We start from the raw sequence: 17,298 nt of genomic DNA, 5'->3' as shown, positions 1-17,298 counted from the left end.
GTTCAAATCCTGCTCCCGCAACCAAATCAAAAAGCCCCCTCGGATCCGTCCAAGGGGGCTTTTGCGTTTGACGTACAGCAGGGAGAAGCAGGCGCCTCCTCTGACGAACTCATTCATCAGACTGCAACGCGAATTCGGAAGTCAGGTGTTCAGTCTTGCTCCGGCTCGAAATAGTTCGAGTTGTCTGCCGAGATAAGCGCGATCGTGGAATCCAGACGGGAGAGGTGAAGGACGCCGGCTGCGATGGCTGCGCTGCTGTCGTGGGCTTTCACTGCCTCGGCGATCATCTCATGATCCTTGAGCAGCTGGGGCATCCTGTCCTGTTTGGCCAGGCCGAGTGTGCACAGGCGGTCAACTTTTGCCTTTTCGGCGGAGATCACATCAAAGGCAAAATCGACCCGGGCGATCCGGCAAAGCGCCTGGTGAAACGCGTAGTCGAGGTCACCAAAGGCTTCGTAGTTCTTGTCCGCAATGACCTTGCGCTGCGCGGCAATGCAGTCGTTCAGCAAGGCGGCACCAGCGGCATCGCACCGCCGGGCGGCCAGGTCCAGGACTTCTTTTTCCACGGCTGCGCGCACGAAACGCGATTTTTCGATTTCCCGCGACGAGAACCTTCTGACTTCGGTCGCTCTTTGCGGTCGGATCAGCAGGAGGTCGAGGCTTTCCAGGCGGCTGAAGGCGTCCCTGACGGGCTGTCGGGAGACACCGAATTTTGCGGCGATATCGGCTTCGGAAATCCGGTCTCCCGGCTTCAGACGCATCGATCCGATCTCGTCGTAGAGGTAGTCGAAGATCTCGTCGACACGCGGCCTCCGGTCGCTCGTCTGTTTCAATTGCACCATTCCATTTTCCTCCGACGCCCGGGATCAATAGGCGCATTTCGCCTCTGAAACCAGTTACCTGTCCCAATCTTGCAACCGAGCAGCCAACTCGAGACGAGTGAAATTTGGACTAGTATTCCAGATTTCAGACTAGTATACTAGAAATAAGTTGTCAGGCGCCGTGTCGCTGCGATCAGACCTGATCGCCAGGCGCGGCTACTGGAGCTGTCCGATCGGGATATGGCGGATTGACGGCCGGTCGGTTGAAGGTCAGCCGATAGACAGTCTGAGACGATACCTCGAAGACCAGGCGCATGCGGGCCAGCACCGGTTCAATATGAGCGGCCTCAAAGCGATGCGGGGTCGGTTCGTAATGTCGCTGTCCGGTTTCCGCTGTTCGCTCCCTGCGGGTCTTCACCGTTTCTGAGGGGCAAAGCGACGACAGCTTTCGCACTTTCGAAGCGCGGGAGCCATAAAGAGCGAGAACGAGTGAACAGCGCGAGACCACAAGCTTCAAGTCAGATCGCCGTCCCAGGGATTTTCAATGTCGAAACAACGACTGACAGTGATGCGGTAAGAAGGAAATGAAATGAAACTCAAGGGTAAGACAGCAATCGTTACCGGCGGCGGCCGGGATATCGGCAGTGCCTGCGCAGTGAAGCTGGCGGAAGAAGGCGCGAATGTCGCCATCAATTATTTCTCCAGCAGCAAGGGCGCGGATGCCACCGTGGAGGCGATCAAGGCGCAGGGCGGAAAGGCGTTTGCGCTTCAGGGCGACCTAAACACCCAGGCCGATGTCGATGCGCTGGTTGCCAAGACGGTCGAGACCTTCGGCGGCGTGGACGTCCTGGTCAACAACACCGGTGGGTTGATCGCGCGCAAGAAATTGTCCGAGATGTCTCTTGAGCACTGGCAGGCGGTCATGGACCTGAACCTGACCAGCACGTTCCTGATGATCAAGGCCTGCCTGCCTCATCTGAAATCGGGAGCCATCGTCAACATCGCCAGCCAGGCGGGACGCGACGGCGGAGGCCCGGGTGCGGTGGCTTATGCGACCTCGAAGGGCGCCATCATGACCATGACCCGCGGCCTTGCCAAGGAACTGGGTCCCGACGTCCGCGTCAACGCGCTGTGCCCGGGGATGATCGACACCGACTTCCACAACATCTTCACCAAGGACGAGGTCCGCCGCAACGTCGAAGCCGCGACACCGGTGAAACGTCAGGGGACGCCGGTCGATGTTGCCAATCTCGTCTTGTTCCTGGCCTGCGAGGATTCCGCTTTCATGACCGGCGCCAATGTCGATATCAACGGCGGCATGCTTTTCAGCTGATCATGAATGAATGTGGAGACAGTCTTGCCATAAGCTGCCTCCTGCTGTGACGAACGGAAATATGTGATCCGCCAGGTGTGGGCGGATCACGTCAACCGGTCTTGATGCCAACCGTAGGTACGGCTGGTATCAAGGCCGGTTTTTTTGCGTTTAAAGACCCCTGATCTCCGAAAATCGGGTCAAGCGGAGAGCTGCTCGCAATCGGGGGTAATTGTCTAAAAAGATTGTATGTTCATTTTCATAAACTAATGGTAGTATTTCCTGGATTTTCCGAATGCATTCTTTTGAATTGTCTTTTTTAAAAAACATATTGGCGGATAGCGCATGTCACTCTCCCAAAAGTGGATCGACACGGTCGAAAAAGGCATCGACGACGTGCGGTGGGACCAATATGACGGTTCGATCCAGAAGGAAGTAGAAGCCTACAGCTCGCGCCTGAACAAGACGCCCAATTTTCTATCGCCCAGCTGGCTTTACATAAAGGCCATGCTGTGGACGGAAAGCGGCGGGCCGGACAATCCTGCCTGGACCACGCGGCCCTTTCAGATAGGCAACAAGGGAGATCCTGCCTACGACGTTCTCAAGAACGAGAAGGAAGGATCGTCCCTTATCATGAGTGCGACGCTGAAGGGCGATATCAAGGCGGACAAGATCAATACACCTGACGTCAATCTGCGGGCAGGCATTGCATATCTTTATACCCGCATGGCGACCTACGACCACAAATCGATCCGCGACACCAAGGATACGGCCAAGCATACCTATGCGGTGCAGGCCAACGACAACTTTGAACGGATCGCAAAGAAAATCGGAACGACCGTCACCGAGCTCAGGCAAAGCAATCCGTCCGTCGACCCCACGAAGCTGCAGATCGGCCAGAAACTCGATTATTACAAGGCCGAAATCAGGCTGGTGATTACGGGCTGGCGTAAATTCACCACCGAAAAGATGGCAGAGCGGTACAATGGCGGCGGTGACGTGAACTACAAGGCCAAGCTTGACTACCTGATCGGCACGGTGTTCCCCAAACTGAAACGGAACAAGACGAAATGAGGCGACCGATGCGACGATTGACCGTTTATCTGCTGGCAGCGGGCCTGCTGGCCGGCAATGCCGCGGCGGACGGTACGCCTTCCACCGCAGAAACCGCTGCGTCTTTTCCCGATGAACGCAGCGCGATCGCCGATGCGTTACTCGGGCAGGGTGTTCTGGTTGACGGGCGTCTACTGACGCATCTGAGCCATGTCTGCAATCTGACGATCGGCGAGGGGGCCTACCCGGTGCTCGATGTCCGCGAACTGGTGCGGGGAGCAGTAACGCCGCGCGGTCAGTCGCGGATTGTCGTCATCGATCCGGAATTCGCTCTCATGCAGAGTTTCGAGTACGGACAGGCGCGGCCCCTGTTCTGCGACGGCAATCGTCTGTTTCTGAACGGAGACCTTGCCGTCGACAATATCGGCCCTGAGGGCAATGTTCTTGAATTTTCCGCGCCGGAGGCCGCCCCGTCCGTCACGAGTATGGAAGCCAATGATTTCCCGGCACCGGAAATCGGAACGCCCGATTTCCGGCTGCAGTAGATCGCCTAGCGGCCTCAGTCGAACAGCGACGGCAGGAACAGGGAGAAGGCGGGGACGTAGGTGATCAGCATGAGCGCCACGAAAAGCGCCAGGTAGAACGGCCAGATCGATTTGAGTGCGTCCTCGATCCTGATCTTGCCGACGGCGCAGCCGACGAACAGGCACGTGCCGACGGGCGGTGTGCACAGTCCCAGACCCAGGTTGACCAGCATCATGATGCCGAACTGCACCGGATCCATGCCGAGTTCTCTGGCGATTGGCAGGAAGATCGGCGTGCAGATCAGGATAAGGGCAGCCATGTCCATGATCATGCCGAGCACCAGAAGCATCAGGTTGATCAGCAACAGAATGACGATCTTGTTCTCCGAGATCGCCAGGAGGAACGTGCTCAGTTTCGTCGGGACCTGGTAGAGAGCGAGCAGATAGGCGAACGAACTGGCAAAGCCGATCAGGATCATCACCATCGCCGTGGTGCGCAGCGAGGACGTTACGCAGACGACGAATTCCTTCCAGCCGAGGGTTCTGTAGACAATGGCTGTCAGGGCGAGGGCGTAGATCGCTCCGAAGGCTCCGGACTCCGTCACGGTGAAGACGCCGGACAAGACGCCGCCGACAATGATGACCGCCGTGATCAGGCCGGGTATGGCGCTGACGGCGGATCGCGCCACAGCGCGCCAGCCCGGAAAAGGCTCGGAGCCGTAATTGTGTTTGACCGCCACCACATAGGCGGCGACGGCGAGGCACAGGCACATCAGGATGCCTGGGATGACGCCCGCCAGGAACAGCTTGGAAATGGATATCCCGCCGCCGGCGGCGACAACGAAGATGATCATGTTGTGGCTGGGCGGAATGACAATGCCTGCGATGGACGAGGTCACTGTGACGTTGACCGCATAGTCCGGGCGGTAGCCCTTTTCCTTCATGACCGGGATCAGCAGGGAGCCGAGCGCGGAAATATCGGCGATGGCCGACCCGGAAATGCCGCCGAACAGCATGCTGGAGGAAATGTTCACCATGGCGAGGCCGCCGCGAACGTGGCCGACGAGGGTGGACGCAAACCGGACCAGGCGGGCGGCAATGCCGCCGTGGAGCATCAACTCACCTGCGAAGATGAAGAAAGGGATGGCAAGCAGGGAAAAGGACGCGATGCCGGAAATGGAGCGCTGGAACGTCATCAGCAGAGGGAAGCCCTCGTACCAGAAGGCGGCAGCCGCGGAGATGCCCATGGCGAAGGCGACCGGGACGCCGAACAAGACACTTATGCCGAACACACCCAGCAGGATTGCGAGACCCATATTCAAAGACCTTTTTTATTCGGAGATCTCGCCGCGCAGGGTGCTGAGGCCTCTCAGGACGAAACGCGAACCGGCGAAAATGACGATGAGCCCACCACAGGCGACCGCCGAAGCGGTGCGAATACTCTCCGGGATGTTCAGCATCGGAAGAAGGGTCGCCCAGCCGAACTCGAAAAGTTCCAGGCTGGCGACGAGCATGACGCCTCCGAAAATCGCCAGAGCCAGGTCGGTCAGCAGCAGCAGAACCTGTCTTGCCTTTGGCGGCAGCGCATCGCGCAAAAACGTGACGCCGAGATGCGACTGTTCGTGAATGCCGACTGCGGCGCCCAGGAAGGTGATGTAGCAGATGAGGAGAAGGGCCAGTTGCTCGACCCAGGTCGGTGTCGAATTGAGGACATAGCGGCCGAACACCAGCCAGCCGAAAGTGGCCACGAGAACGACAAGCGCGACCGACCCGATAAACACACAGACATTCTTGAGACGGGTCAGCCCTGTTTCCAGGCGGTCCGCAAAATCCCTGAAATGCGTCATTTCATTCTCCCGGTGGCGGGCCGTGCCGGAGGAGTGAGCACGGCCCGTCCCATTGTTATTGCGCGTTTCTGAACATGTTGACCAGCTCGGTCAGTTCAGGGTTCTGCGCAAGATACTGCTCATAGACCGGAGCCATGGCTGCCTGAAAGGCTGCTTTGTCGGCGATGGAATTCACGGCGACGCCGCCACCTTCAACCTTGGCCATGCTGGCAGCTTCGCGTTCCTGCCAGAGCTTGCGCTGCAGCTCGGTGCTGTTGCGGCCGGCGACCTTGACGATTTCCTGCTGTTCCGGTGTCAGGGAGTCGAAGGTTTTCTTGCTCATGCACAGGCACTCGGGAATGATGAGGTGCTGGGTGAGCGAGTAATATTTGGCAACTTCGAAATGGTTGGTGGATTCGTAGGACGGAGGATTGTTCTCCGCGCCGTCGACGACACCGGTCTTGATGGCCTGATAGACTTCGGCAAAGGCCATCGGGGTTGCGTTGCCACCCATGGAATCGACCATTCCGACGAACAGATCGTTGTTCATCACCCGTATCTTCATGCCCGTGATGTCCTTGGGCTCCTCGATGGGCTTCACGGATGTATAGAATGACCGTGCACCCGCATCGTAATAACCGAGAGCGATCAGGCCTTTTGCTTCCAGCCCCTTGCTCAGGGCAGCGCCGGGTTCGCCGTCCATCAGTTCGTACATCTGCGGTACGCTTTTGAAGATGAAGGGCAGGGAGACGACATTGGCCTCCGGTACGACCTGGCCCATCGGCCCGAGGCTGAAGACGCCGAAATCAATGACGCCGAGGCGGGTCTGTTCGATGGCATCGGGCTGTGAGCCCAGAACGCCGGAGTGGAAGATCTTGGCGGTCAGTTCACCGTCGGTCTTCTCGCTGAGTTCCTTCGCGAAGGCTTCCATGCCGTGCGAGACCGGGTAGTCCTCCACATGGATATTCCAGCCGCGCAGTTCGCGTGCTTCGGCTTCAAGCGCCGGGATTGCGAGCGACGCCGCAACGACGGATCCAAGAAGCATGGCTAATTTGAGAGATTTGAATTTGGTCATCGGTTCCTCCCTGTTTGACCTCCGTAGACGATATTTATTTTACAAATATTTACAAGTTAAAAAATTAATCAGACAAATTTCCGCGATTTTTCTTTTCAACCGATTGAAATGAGGGAGTAATTTTCGGACTGGCGATCAAGACTGCTCTAGCGTCGAGCCAGGGTCCTAGATCATTCAGTGGTCTTCCGAAGTGGCTGCGGCGTCCTTTTCTGGTGCGCCTCAGGCCATCGGGAAAAGCCATGGGAGAGCATGCGTTGCGATACAAATTTTTACAAATAATTGACAAATAGGATTGGGGCGAATATCTCTTCAAAGGGACAAGGCGTATCCTGTTCTGCAAATATCGGAGTGTCTCCTGTGGCGGGTTTGAGCAAACAAACACACGAAAAACTGATGAACGTGAGCACGGCGACACTGACAACCGTTCTGTTCAAGCATGGATTGAGGAATATTTTTCTGCAGGGGCCGCAGCGTTTGCGCCCTGGTCCGAACATGGTCGGGCTTGCCTATACGCTGAGGTATATTCCGGCCCGGGAAGATCTGGATCATCTCGAAACCTTCGCCAATCGCGAGAATGCGCAGCGCAAGGGTGTTGAGGAATGTCCGGAAGGAGCGGTTTTCGTGATCGATTCCCGCGCCGATGCGTCAGCCGCGTCCGCGGGATGCATCCTGGCGACACGGCTTCAGTCCCTGGGATGCAGCGGGATCGTCACCGACGGAGGATTCCGGGACACGCCGGAAATCGCGCAGCTGGAGATGCCGGCCTATCACACCCGACCCAGTGCGCCGACCAACCTGACCAAACATCATGCCGTTGCCATAAACGATCCGATCGCTTGTGGAGGGGTCGCGGTTTTTCCCGGAGATATCATCGTCGGGGACAATGAAGGCGTTGTCTGCATACCCGATCATATGGCAAACGAGGTGGCGAACGAAGCGGCGGAGATGACCGTCTTTGAAGATTTCGTCCTGGAACGGGTGCAGCAAGGGGAGTCGACATTCGGGCTATATCCCCCGACCGACGCCTCGACAAAGGAGAGGTTCAAGTCTTGGCGGCACGAAAGAAGCAGGTAATCGCGCTTGCGGCAGCCGAGGGGCAGGTTCGCGACAAGACGCTCTCCGACAGGGCGTATGAGAACATTCTTGCCAAGATCATGGACGGGGATATTCCCGTCGGAGGCAAGTTGCCGACCGAACAGACGCTCTCCGAGGAGCTTGGTGTCTCGCGGCCGGTGCTGCGCCAGGCGCTGAAGCAGTTGCGAGAGGATGACGTGGTCGTCTCGCGCCAGGGGTCCGGGTCCTATGTAAAACGCCGCCCGGAAGGCGCGGTCCGCGATTTTGCGCCTGTCGGGTCAATCGCCGATATTCAACGCACATTCGAGTTCAGGGCCGCCATCGAGGGCGAGGCTGCCTATCTTGCGGCGGAGCGGCGGTCGGAAGACGATCTTGCGGAGCTGCGCAACGCGCTGCTGGAACTGGACCGCTGTATCGAAAACGGCGAATTGGGCGTGGCGGCCGACGAGGCCTTTCATGTCGCCGTGTGCAATGCGGCGGACAACAAGTATTTCGTGGCGGCCAGGTCGTCGATGAAATCCAATATTCTCACGGGCATGAACCTCACCAGAAACCTGACGCTGACTAAGCCGCAGGACCGTCTGAAACTGGTCCAGTCCGAGCATTATGCGATTTTCGAAGCCATCGAAAAATTCGACCGGAAGGCTGCCAGAAAAGCCATGCGCAGCCACGTCGAGAATGCCCGAAAGCGGATTTTCGAGGGCTGATAAAAGCCTCGATAAACAAGACCCATTTTTAGGTTGCCATGAGATACCCGGGATCTGTGGTTCGGTATGGCTGTCAGGCCTCGTTTGCTTCTGAAAAAAGCCTCTTCATTCGACCTGAAGAACGATCTTGCCGATATGGCTTTTTTCGCCGAAAGCTTCCTGTGCCCCGGCGATTTCCTGCAGCGGGAAAGTGGCTGCGACCAGCGGGGCGATGTCGCCGCGCTCGATCCTGTCGATCAGGTTGCCGAAGACTTCCGGTTCCAGAACGGTGCAGCCGAAAAAGCTCAGGTCCTTGAGGTACAGGGTGCGCACGTCCAGTTCGACGACAGGTCCGGCAATCGCGCCTGCCACCGCGTAACGACCGCCGGGCCGCAGGACGTCGAGCAATGCCGGCCATCCGGGTCCGGCCACCAGATCGATGACAACGTCGATGCTGTCGGACCCGAGTTCTCGAACCGGATCGTCGTTCCGGCCAATCGTTGTTGCAGCTCCAAGCTTGCGGATCGCATCGGCTTTGGCGGTACCTGTAACCGCAATGACTTTTGCGCCGCGTGCCTTGGCAAGCTGGACCGCAGCCGAGCCGACGCCGCCCGATGCGCCGGTCACCAGAACAGTGTCTCCCTGTTGAACCCTTGCGCGGGTCAGCATGTTTTCAGCAGTGGAATAGGAACAGGGAAACGATGCCAGTTCCGTATCCGAGAGGCTGCTGTCGATCTTGTGGGCGTGCCGGGATGCGACGCGCACGAAATCCGCAAATCCTCCGTCGCATTCCGAGCCGAGATACCATGGCCTTGGGGGTTCGGCCCCGTTCACTTCGCGCAGGCAGGGCTCAATCAGGACGCGCTCGCCGATGCGGGCCGCCGAAACCTCCTCGCCGACCGCAACGATATGACCGCAAACGTCGGCGCCCTGGATCCGGGGGAAGGTCAGCGGCGCGCCCGACCAGGAAGCGTCATCCGCAGCTGCGTTTTTCGAATACCAGCCGATACGGGTGTTGATGTCGGTATTGTTCACTCCGGCCGCCGCCACGCGCACCACAACGTCCCGAGGGCCTGGCCGGGGCACTGGGAGGTCGGTCCGCCATTGCAGCGTCTCGGGACCGCCATGTCCCGTCAGAACTATTCCGCGCATGGTCTCCGGCAATGTCATTGTAGGCCCCTTTTCAGGTAGAATGATTACTCTACTTGCGTTTGGTAGAGCAATCATTCTACCTTGTCAAACATGAACGAACTTCAGATACGGATAGCAGCCGGCCTTGAGCGTGCCTTCGCAGAGCACGGGTTTTCGGCGCCGAATATCGAGACGCTTCGCGATGCCGCGCAGGTTAGTCTCAGGACGCTCTATAAATATTATCCCTCCAGAAACGACATGGTGCTGGCGGCCCTGGAGTTTCGACACGAGCGCTATCTGGCGCAGATCTTTGCTGATCTGCCGGCGCCGCCGCGAGAGGCGCTTTTCGAAGTCATCCGGCGGGTCGGGCAGTGGATGGAGAGCGAAGCCTCGCACGGGTGCCTGTTTCATTCCGCTGTGGCGGCAGCGCCGGAAAACGGGGCGTTGAGACATCTTCTGCAGCGCCACAAGCATGAATTCGCACAGCGGCTGGCAGCGGCCGCGAAGCTTCCGGAAAACCAGACAGAGTTGCTGCTGATTTGCGAGGGCCTGATGCAATTGTGGCCTCTGTACCGGAACGAGGCCTGTGAAAGCGCCTTGCAACTGGCCGCCGCGTTGCTGGCAGATGACGGCGGCGACCGAAAGGTTGCCGGCAAACGCGGCCGGATCGAAACGGTTGCCTGACATACTCCCGGACCGGACAAGAAAATGACCGGCCGCCCAAAACCACTGCAGGATTTCCTTACCGCAGCCCTCGATGCGTTTTCAAAAGCGGCAAGCGAACCGGAAAGCCACAGCGCCCTGTCACGTATCGAAAGAGCGCTCGCGGAGCCAGCGCCGGTTCCCTTCCAGGACGGGCGTCGACTGCCGGTTTGCGATCATCTGCGTTTGTTCCAGGGACAGGGGTCGGGGCGCACGGCCTTGGGCGGTCTTCTGGACAGGTTTTTCGATCTTGAGCCAGGGCTCGTCTGGCGGGGCCGTGCCGGCGACATGACGAACGCCAGCGCGAACTTTGCCGAAGGGCATGCAAACGCCGTTGTTGTCGGTCCTTCCGGGATGGAGCGGCGCTCGGATGTCTGGCTCGGCGTTTCACTGCTGGCGCCGCATGTCCGCTATCCCAACCATTCGCATCCGCCGGAAGAAATCTACCTTGTTGCGAGCAAGGGAGAATTCCGGCACGGAGGCAGCAACTGGTTCGAGCCCGGGCCCGGCGGATCTTTCTACAATTCACCGGGCATCGACCACGCCATGCGCTCCGGGGATACGCCGCTGCTCGCATTCTGGTTCCTGTGCTCCAGCGACGCGGGCGAGGCTTAGGGAGGTCCAGCGCGCGTTCTCCGGTCGTTTTGCGGGCCCGGCGGCTTGTTTGATCCAAATCCGGTGTGCTGAATTGCGTGAGCGCAGTGCGGCAAAAAGGTTTTCACGGAATGGACAATCAATTCCATTTGGTTATCGATTGATCCGGGATTCCCATTATTCCGATGACGGGCTTTCCGCTAGACAGGTTTTATCGGGAGTGCCTGCGGTTTTCGGGCCGCACATCCCGACAAGTGGAGGAGACACTATGAAATACACGCCCAAGAGCCTGTGTGCGGGCCTGCTCGCGTCCGTCGTGATTGCCGGTGCAGCGCCTGTTCATGCCGAAACCTACATTGTCGCGGTCGGTGCGGCCTCGAACAGTCTTCAGGGGCGAAGCGCTGCGCGCTTTGCCGAAGAGCTGCAGGAGCGCCTCGGAGATGCCGACAAGGTTGAGTTCTATGCGGATGCGCAGCTCGGCGACGAGAAGGAGCTGATGCAGAAACTCCGTCTCGGCACGGTACAGTTCACCCTCATTTCGTCCATCATGACCAATGTCGCGCCGGAATTCGCCCTGTTCGACATGCCGTTCCTCGTCCAGGACCGGGAGCATCTGAAGGCCATCGACAAGAATCTGGTCAGAACCGAGCTTGCTCCCAAGGCGGAAGCAGCCGGACTGCATGTGATCTCGACCTGGGAAAACGGCTTCCGCCAGATCACCAACAGCAAGAAACCGATCAACGTTCCTGCCGATCTCGACGGTCTGAAAATCCGTACGCCTTCCTCGGAATGGCGTGTGGCGATGTTCAAGGAATGGGGCGCCAACCCGACGCCGATGGCGTTTTCGGAGGTGTTCGTCGCCTTGCAGACCGGCACCATGGACGGTCAGGAAAACCCTCTGACGAATATCGTCGGCGCCAATTTTCAGGAAGTTCAGGGATATCTGAGCCTGACCGGCCACGTCTATTCGCCGACCTATCTCACCACGGGCGCCGGGACCTGGGGCAAGATGTCTGACGGCGTCAAGGCGATCGTCGGCGAAGTGGCTTCCGAGGTTCAGGACTGGTCTCTGGCCCAGGGTGAAAAGGCGGACAGCGAACTGGTCGACAAGGTTCGTGCCGCGGGCGTCGAAGTGAACGTGGCCGACAAGGCTGCCTTCGTTGCAGCGTCCGTCCCGATCTACGAAGCTTTCGCCGCAAAGGTCGAGGGCGGCGACAAACTGGTCGGCCTCGCCCAGAGCCTTGCCAACTAGAGCAAGTCGCGTTGAATTGAACTCAGGAAACCGCCCGAACGCATTTGTAATGCAAACGCTACCTCGGGCGTCTTCCTGAACCCTTCAATCCGCTTGAACGCGACACGCTCTAAATCACGATAACAATGAAGCCGGCCGGGCAGAACCGGCCGGCGAAATGGACCGGGAGGAGCCATGATTGCCCTATTCGAGCGCATCCTTGTGCGCGCAATCGAGGCTGTCTGCATCGCATTGCTGCTCGCCCTGACCGGGGCGGTCATTTATTCCACGACGATGCGATACCTTGGATGGTCGCCGTCCTGGTACGACGAACTTGCCAGCGTAATGCTTGCATGGCTGACATATTTCGGGGCGACCTACGCCGTTTTCATGCGGCACCACATGTCCTTTGCCGGGCTGGTGGCGGCGCTTCCGCGAGGACCGGCCGTGGCGCTCGCGCTGGTCTCCGAAATACTTGTCCTCGGCTACTTCGCCCTGGTTGCCTGGTACGGAAACGCCGTTCTTGCCGTCGCCAAGTGGGATTCCCTGTTGAGCCTTCCCTGGATGACGCTTGATATCGTTCAATCCGTGATCCCGATCTCCGCGGTGCTGATGATCGTCGGGACACTTCTCACGATGCCGCGCACCCTGCGGGATGCCGCCTCAGGCATCGATCACGAACATGCCGAGATCGAACAGGTAATCGCAGAGGCGGAAAAAGACGCCCAGGCGCTGCATCTCAAGGAGGCCGGCAAATGATCCTTCTTCTGACAACCGTCGTTCTGATCGCGCTAATTCTCATCAACGTGCCGATCGCCATTGCCATCGGCATCGTTTCGGTCGGCGGGTTCCTGCTCACGTCCGGTTCCGACCGTCTCTACGACATGGTGATCGCCCTGTATTCGGGAGCGACCTCGTTTCCGCTGATCGCCATTCCGCTGTTCATTCTCGCGGGCAACCTGATGAACACATCGGGTATTTCAGTCAGGCTGATCAATTTCGTTTCCGCGCTCATCGGTTTTGTTCGCGGCGGGCTGGGGATGGTCAACATCGGCGTCTCGATGGTCTTCGCGGAGATCTCCGGCTCGGCCGTGGCCGATGTCGCGGCAACGGGAACGGTGCTGATCCCGGAAATGAAAAAACGCGGTTATTCGCGGACACTGGCGGCCGCCATCACGTCATCTTCGGCGTCGCTTGCAATCATCATTCCACCGTCCATTCCGATGATCCTCTACGGCGCGATCGCGGAAACCTCGGTGCTCAAGCTGTTTGTCGCCGGTATCGTGCCCGGTGTCATGGGCGGCGGTCTGCTCATGCTGGTGACCTACATACTGGCGGTGCGCTACGATCTGCCGCGTGCCGAAGGGTTCGATCTCGGTCATGTCGGCAGGACTTTCCGCGAAGCCTTCTGGGCGCTGACCATGCCGGTGATCATCCTCGGCGGTATTTTCTCCGGGCTTGTGACGGCGACCGAAGGGGCCGGCCTTGCGGTTCTCGCCGCCCTGGTGATCGGGCTCTTCATCTATCGCGACCTGGACATACGCCGCTTGCGCAAGACCATGCTGGAAGGCATCAGCCAGACGGGTGTGGTCATGATGCTGGTGGCGACGTCCGCTGCGCTGGGCCTGTTCCTGACCCAGGCGCAGGTTCCCCAGCAGCTTGCCGCGCAGATCACCGAGATCACCACGAACCCCTACATCGTGCTTGCTCTGCTGAACCTGCTGCTGCTTGTCCTCGGGATGTTCCTGCATGGAGCAGCGGCGATCATTCTCGTCGTCCCGGTGGTGATGCCGCTTGTCAACGCCGTCGGTATCGACCCGATCCATTTCGGCATCATGGTGACGCTGAACCTGGCAATCGGGCAGCAGACGCCGCCTGTCGCCTCGGTGCTGATCACCTCGTGCTCGATCGCCAAGGCGGGCATCTGGGAGACGTCGCGCGCCAACCTGCCGTTCATCGCGGTCCTGGCGCTGATCCTGCTCCTGGTCACCTACGTTCCCCAGGTTTCACTTGCATTGACGGAGTATATCCAATGACGCCTGCCAAACCCCGTCTGGTTCTGACACTGGGCGACCCCGCCGGCATCGGATCGGAGCTGGTTGCACGGCTGCTTGCCGATCAGGAGGCCCGCGAGGCGGCGGACGTCCTGATCCTCGGCGACGAGGGCGAACTGAAAGAGGGAATGAAGACGGCCGGCCTGTCCTTCGACTATGACGTGGTGACCGGTGCCGCAGCGCTTTCCGAAGCCTCCGGAACACCGCTGTTTCTTCAGGTGGGGCGAGCCCCGGAAACCGGCTGGAAACGCGCGGAGGCGACGGCGGAGGGCGGGGCCCATTGCCTGTCGACGCTCGGCACGGGCCTCGATCTCGTCAGCACCGGTCAGGCCGATGCACTGGTGTTCGCGCCTCTCAACAAGGCATCCCTGCATCTGGCCGGCATGCGGCAATCAGATGAGTTGCACTGGTTCGCCGACAGGCTCGGCCATAACGGCAGCGTCTCGGAACTCAACGTGATGGAAGGGCTGTGGACCAGCCGGGTGACAAGCCATGTCGCCCTGCGCGAGGTTGCCGATCTCATTACCGAAGACAAGATCATCGAGGCTTCGCGGCTGATCCATAATGCGCTTGTCGAAGCGGGCATTGAAACGCCGAGGATCGGTGTCTGCGGGCTCAACCCGCACAATGGCGACAACGGCAATTTCGGCACGGAGGAAATCGAGATCATCGTTCCCGCCGTCGAGCGGGCGAAGGCGCTCGGCCTGCCGGTCGAGGGGCCTTATCCGTCAGACACGATCTTTCTGAAAGCGGTCGCGAAGGAACTGGATGCCGTCGTCACGCTCTATCACGACCAGGGCCAGATCGCGATCAAGCTGCTCGGCTTCTGGCAGGGTGTGACCGTTCAGGGCGGCCTTCCCGTTCCGGTCACCACGCCGGCGCATGGCACCGCCTTCGATATCCGCGGCAAGGGCTGCGCCAATGTCGGCCCGATGCGCAACGCCTGGAACATTGCCTGCACCATGGGGGCCCGGCGCCGTTCCTCCCGTATTTCCCAATGACTGGATCTCCCAAATGAAAATCAAATCTGTTCGCACGCGCGTCTGGACCTGGAAAGGACCGACGGTCCCGCCGCAAGGCAATTTCTGCACCAATGCTTCCGACGCGCTCTGGACAAAGGGCGACGCCATGTCGTCCTTCCGGTTTTACCAGTGGCTGACGTGTGAGGTGGAAACTGAGGACGGTACCGTGGGGATCGGCAATGCCGCCCTTGCGCCGACCATCGTCAAGAAGGCCATCGACGACTGGTACGCGCCTCTGGTGATCGGCGAAGATCCGTTCGACTACGCCTATATCTGGGAAAAGATGTACCGACGAAGCCATGCCTGGGGCCGCAAGGGCATCGGCATGACCGCCATATCCGCCATCGACATCGCCATCTGGGACCTGATGGGGAAACTCGTCGGCAAGCCCGTGTTCAAACTGCTTGGCGGGCGCACCAAGGAAAAGATCCCGGTCTATTATTCAAAGCTCTATGCCGGCTCCATCGAGAGCATGCAGCGCGAAGCCGAAGAGGCGATGAAGGGCGGTTACAAGGCGTTCAAGTCGCGTTTCGGTTTCGGGCCGAAGGACGGCATGCCGGGCATGCGCGAGAACCTGAAGCGGGTCGAGGCGGTCCGCGAAGTCATCGGCTATGACAACGACCTGATGCTCGAATGCTACATGGGCTGGACCCTCGACTACGCGAAACGCATGCTGCCGAAGCTGGCGAAATACGAGCCGCGCTGGCTAGAGGAACCGGTGATTGCCGACGATGTCGGGGGGTATGCCGAACTCAATGCGATGAACATCGTGCCGATTTCGGGCGGAGAGCATGAATTCTCGATCATCGGCTGTGCGGAGCTGGTCAACCGGAAGGCCGTGAGCGTCCTGCAGTATGACACCAACCGGGTCGGCGGCATCACCGCCGCGCAGAAGATCAACGCGATCGCGGAAGCCGCACAGATCCCGGTGATCCCGCATGCGGGTCAGGCGCACAACTACCATGTGACCATGGCCAATACGAACTGCCCGATCAGCGAATATTTTCCGGTCCATGACGTCGAGGTCGGCAACGAGCTCTTCTATTACATCTTCGAAGGCGATCCCGAGGCGCGGGATGGCTATCTGCAGCTCGACGACACGGTGCCGGGTCTTGGCATTTCGATCACCGACAAGCACCTGCAGCATTTCGAGATCACGGAGTGAACATGATCGGCTATTCCGGTATCTGGCCTGTCGCTCCGACGCCCTTTCACGATGACGGATCAATCGACGAGGAGGGAATGCGCCGCGTTCTCGACTGCCTGATCGACCAGGGCGCCGACGGCATCTGCATTCTCGCCAATTTTTCCGAACAGTTCCTGATCTCCGATGCGGAGCGGGAGTTCTTGACGCGGCTGTCTCTGGAGCATGTGGCGGGCCGGGTTCCGGTGATTGTCACGATCAGCCATTTCGCCACCCGGATCGCCGTCGAGCGAGCGCGCCTTGCCAAAGATCTGGGTGCGGCCATCGTGATGATGATGCCGCCCTATCACGGCGCACTTTTGAAGGGCAATGCGAACCAGACCTTTGAACAGTTCCGGGCCGTCGGCGACGTCGGCATTCCGATCATGATCCAGGATGCGCCGCTTTCCGGCGTCGACCTGCCGGTGCCTCTGCTGGTGCGCATGGCGTGCGAGATCGAGATGGTGAAGCTGTTCAAGATCGAATGCCCGCAAGCGGCCAACAAGCTGCGTGCGCTGATCGCCGAAGGTGGAGACTCCATCGAAGGGCCGTTCGATGGCGAGGAGGGGATCACCCTGCTCGCCGATCTCGATGCGGGCGCGCGCGGCTCGATGACCTCCGGCATGATCGTCGACCGGATCAAGCCGGTGATCGAACTTTACCACGCGGGGCGGACGGAAGAGGCGGCCGATGCCTATGCGCGGGTCCTGCCGGCCATCAACCACGAGAACCGGCAATGCGGCTGGCGCTCCTGCAAGGCCGCCATGGTGGAGGGTGGTGTTATCCGTTCGGAATTCTGCCGGCACCCGATAGAGCCGCTTCAGCCTGCCATCCGGGACCGGCTGCTGAACCTGCTCCGGCCGCTCGATCCGCTGGTGCTGCGCTGGGGGCGATAGCCGACAGGGCGCCGGGTCCGTGACCCAGATCGTTCAAAAAGAAGAGACAGTGCAATTTGACCCTCCGCAAGCGGGATTGTTCCGGTTCGATGGATAGAGCAAAGTGGATGCGCC

The 17,298-nt window shown here is 59.4% G+C and carries 18 protein-coding genes; 13 read left to right on the top strand and 5 right to left on the bottom strand.

Translation table 11 applies throughout. From position 1 onward, the window contains the following. Positions 1–149: 149 nt before the first annotated feature. Complete coding sequence (locus Q1B40_RS23790) at positions 150–842, bottom strand: GntR family transcriptional regulator (protein ID WP_299820737.1); 693 nt, start codon at positions 840–842, stop codon at positions 150–152. Positions 843–1,410: 568 nt separating this feature from the next. Here Q1B40_RS23790 and Q1B40_RS23785 point away from each other — a divergent pair. The 3 genes from Q1B40_RS23785 to Q1B40_RS23775 all read left to right on the top strand — a co-directional run bounded on the left by Q1B40_RS23785 (position 1,411) and on the right by Q1B40_RS23775 (position 3,731). Beyond that, positions 1,411–2,154, top strand: coding sequence for an SDR family NAD(P)-dependent oxidoreductase (locus Q1B40_RS23785; RefSeq protein WP_299820734.1), 744 nt, complete (start codon positions 1,411–1,413; stop codon positions 2,152–2,154). 324 nt (positions 2,155–2,478) lie between these two features. Further along, positions 2,479–3,207, top strand: coding sequence for a LysM domain-containing protein (locus Q1B40_RS23780; RefSeq protein WP_299820731.1), 729 nt, complete (start codon positions 2,479–2,481; stop codon positions 3,205–3,207). Positions 3,208–3,215: 8 nt separating this feature from the next. After that, positions 3,216–3,731 carry a hypothetical protein gene (locus tag Q1B40_RS23775; protein ID WP_299820728.1) on the top strand — a complete coding sequence of 172 codons (516 nt, stop codon included), beginning with the start codon at positions 3,216–3,218 and terminating at the stop codon, positions 3,729–3,731. Between the two features lie 14 nt (positions 3,732–3,745). Here the strand turns inward: Q1B40_RS23775 and Q1B40_RS23770 are convergent, their stop codons facing one another. Genes Q1B40_RS23770 through Q1B40_RS23760 form a run of 3 tightly spaced genes read right to left on the bottom strand, consistent with a single transcriptional unit; the run spans position 3,746 to position 6,611 of the window. Next, positions 3,746–5,026, bottom strand: coding sequence for a TRAP transporter large permease (locus Q1B40_RS23770; protein ID WP_299820725.1), 1,281 nt, complete (start codon positions 5,024–5,026; stop codon positions 3,746–3,748). A gap of 15 nt (positions 5,027–5,041) precedes the next feature. Beyond that, positions 5,042–5,557 (bottom strand): TRAP transporter small permease, encoded by a 516-nt coding sequence (locus Q1B40_RS23765; RefSeq protein ID WP_299820722.1) that lies wholly within the window; start codon positions 5,555–5,557, stop codon positions 5,042–5,044. 55 nt (positions 5,558–5,612) lie between these two features. Further along, positions 5,613–6,611: a TRAP transporter substrate-binding protein gene (locus tag Q1B40_RS23760; RefSeq protein ID WP_299820719.1), complete on the bottom strand. Its 999-nt coding sequence runs from the start codon at positions 6,609–6,611 to the stop codon at positions 5,613–5,615. Positions 6,612–7,004: 393 nt separating this feature from the next. On the opposite strand from Q1B40_RS23760, the gene Q1B40_RS23755 reads away from it, so the two are divergent. Together Q1B40_RS23755 and Q1B40_RS23750 are read left to right on the top strand one after the other, a co-directional pair. Further along, positions 7,005–7,685: a ribonuclease activity regulator RraA gene (locus tag Q1B40_RS23755; protein ID WP_299820716.1), complete on the top strand. Its 681-nt coding sequence runs from the start codon at positions 7,005–7,007 to the stop codon at positions 7,683–7,685. Further along, positions 7,661–8,392 carry a FadR/GntR family transcriptional regulator gene (locus Q1B40_RS23750; protein WP_299820713.1) on the top strand — a complete coding sequence of 244 codons (732 nt, stop codon included), beginning with the start codon at positions 7,661–7,663 and terminating at the stop codon, positions 8,390–8,392. Before Q1B40_RS23755 ends, Q1B40_RS23750 begins: the two co-directional genes overlap by 25 nt. Positions 8,393–8,497: 105 nt before the next feature. Here the strand turns inward: Q1B40_RS23750 and Q1B40_RS23745 are convergent, their stop codons facing one another. Next, positions 8,498–9,541 carry an alcohol dehydrogenase family protein gene (locus Q1B40_RS23745; protein ID WP_299820710.1) on the bottom strand — a complete coding sequence of 348 codons (1,044 nt, stop codon included), beginning with the start codon at positions 9,539–9,541 and terminating at the stop codon, positions 8,498–8,500. 72 nt (positions 9,542–9,613) lie between these two features. On the opposite strand from Q1B40_RS23745, the gene Q1B40_RS23740 reads away from it, so the two are divergent. The 8 genes from Q1B40_RS23740 (at position 9,614) to Q1B40_RS23705 (ending at position 17,184) form a co-directional block, all read left to right on the top strand. Beyond that, positions 9,614–10,186 (top strand): TetR/AcrR family transcriptional regulator, encoded by a 573-nt coding sequence (locus Q1B40_RS23740; RefSeq protein WP_299820707.1) that lies wholly within the window; start codon positions 9,614–9,616, stop codon positions 10,184–10,186. A 24-nt stretch (positions 10,187–10,210) separates the two neighbouring features. Continuing rightward, positions 10,211–10,819 (top strand): dimethylsulfonioproprionate lyase family protein, encoded by a 609-nt coding sequence (locus Q1B40_RS23735; protein ID WP_299820704.1) that lies wholly within the window; start codon positions 10,211–10,213, stop codon positions 10,817–10,819. A gap of 247 nt (positions 10,820–11,066) precedes the next feature. Then, the gene (locus Q1B40_RS23730) at positions 11,067–12,050 is read left to right on the top strand and encodes a TRAP transporter substrate-binding protein (RefSeq protein WP_299820701.1); all 984 of its coding nucleotides are present in this window, start codon (positions 11,067–11,069) and stop codon (positions 12,048–12,050) included. A gap of 174 nt (positions 12,051–12,224) precedes the next feature. Then, the gene (locus tag Q1B40_RS23725; RefSeq protein ID WP_299820699.1) at positions 12,225–12,788 is read left to right on the top strand and encodes a TRAP transporter small permease; all 564 of its coding nucleotides are present in this window, start codon (positions 12,225–12,227) and stop codon (positions 12,786–12,788) included. Further along, positions 12,785–14,065 (top strand): TRAP transporter large permease, encoded by a 1,281-nt coding sequence (locus Q1B40_RS23720; RefSeq protein ID WP_299820696.1) that lies wholly within the window; start codon positions 12,785–12,787, stop codon positions 14,063–14,065. The genes Q1B40_RS23725 and Q1B40_RS23720 overlap by 4 nt, the downstream gene beginning before the upstream one ends. Then, entirely contained in the window at positions 14,062–15,084 is a 1,023-nt protein-coding gene (locus Q1B40_RS23715) for a 4-hydroxythreonine-4-phosphate dehydrogenase PdxA (protein WP_299820693.1), read from the top strand. Before Q1B40_RS23720 ends, Q1B40_RS23715 begins: the two co-directional genes overlap by 4 nt. Before the next feature lie 13 nt (positions 15,085–15,097). Continuing rightward, positions 15,098–16,270, top strand: a complete 1,173-nt coding sequence (locus Q1B40_RS23710) for an L-rhamnonate dehydratase (RefSeq protein ID WP_299820690.1) — start codon at positions 15,098–15,100, stop codon at positions 16,268–16,270. Positions 16,271–16,272: 2 nt separating this feature from the next. Continuing rightward, a complete protein-coding gene (locus Q1B40_RS23705; RefSeq protein WP_299820687.1) occupies positions 16,273–17,184 on the top strand; it encodes a dihydrodipicolinate synthase family protein in 912 nt (303 codons plus the stop codon). Positions 17,185–17,298 lie beyond the last annotated feature (114 nt).

Origin of the sequence: uncultured Roseibium sp., assembly GCF_947496995.1 — a bacterium.
Lineage (GTDB): Bacteria > Pseudomonadota > Alphaproteobacteria > Rhizobiales > Stappiaceae > Roseibium.
Note: the sequence above shows the minus strand (reverse complement) of the source record. Positions and strands in the feature narration are given on the sequence as shown.

Coding starts and splice junctions, on each gene's coding strand:
- Q1B40_RS23790 (WP_299820737.1), bottom strand. CDS start 842: ATGGTGCAATTGAAACAGACGAGCGACCGGAGGCCGCGTGTCGACGAG.
- Q1B40_RS23705 (WP_299820687.1), top strand. CDS start 16,273: ATGATCGGCTATTCCGGTATCTGGCCTGTCGCTCCGACGCCCTTTCAC.
- Q1B40_RS23710 (WP_299820690.1), top strand. CDS start 15,098: ATGAAAATCAAATCTGTTCGCACGCGCGTCTGGACCTGGAAAGGACCG.
- Q1B40_RS23725 (WP_299820699.1), top strand. CDS start 12,225: ATGATTGCCCTATTCGAGCGCATCCTTGTGCGCGCAATCGAGGCTGTC.
- Q1B40_RS23715 (WP_299820693.1), top strand. CDS start 14,062: ATGACGCCTGCCAAACCCCGTCTGGTTCTGACACTGGGCGACCCCGCC.
- Q1B40_RS23755 (WP_299820716.1), top strand. CDS start 7,005: ATGAACGTGAGCACGGCGACACTGACAACCGTTCTGTTCAAGCATGGA.
- Q1B40_RS23775 (WP_299820728.1), top strand. CDS start 3,216: ATGCGACGATTGACCGTTTATCTGCTGGCAGCGGGCCTGCTGGCCGGC.
- Q1B40_RS23745 (WP_299820710.1), bottom strand. CDS start 9,541: ATGACATTGCCGGAGACCATGCGCGGAATAGTTCTGACGGGACATGGC.
- Q1B40_RS23730 (WP_299820701.1), top strand. CDS start 11,067: ATGAAATACACGCCCAAGAGCCTGTGTGCGGGCCTGCTCGCGTCCGTC.
- Q1B40_RS23735 (WP_299820704.1), top strand. CDS start 10,211: ATGACCGGCCGCCCAAAACCACTGCAGGATTTCCTTACCGCAGCCCTC.
- Q1B40_RS23780 (WP_299820731.1), top strand. CDS start 2,479: ATGTCACTCTCCCAAAAGTGGATCGACACGGTCGAAAAAGGCATCGAC.
- Q1B40_RS23760 (WP_299820719.1), bottom strand. CDS start 6,611: ATGACCAAATTCAAATCTCTCAAATTAGCCATGCTTCTTGGATCCGTC.
- Q1B40_RS23740 (WP_299820707.1), top strand. CDS start 9,614: ATGAACGAACTTCAGATACGGATAGCAGCCGGCCTTGAGCGTGCCTTC.
- Q1B40_RS23720 (WP_299820696.1), top strand. CDS start 12,785: ATGATCCTTCTTCTGACAACCGTCGTTCTGATCGCGCTAATTCTCATC.
- Q1B40_RS23785 (WP_299820734.1), top strand. CDS start 1,411: ATGAAACTCAAGGGTAAGACAGCAATCGTTACCGGCGGCGGCCGGGAT.
- Q1B40_RS23765 (WP_299820722.1), bottom strand. CDS start 5,557: ATGACGCATTTCAGGGATTTTGCGGACCGCCTGGAAACAGGGCTGACC.
- Q1B40_RS23770 (WP_299820725.1), bottom strand. CDS start 5,026: ATGGGTCTCGCAATCCTGCTGGGTGTGTTCGGCATAAGTGTCTTGTTC.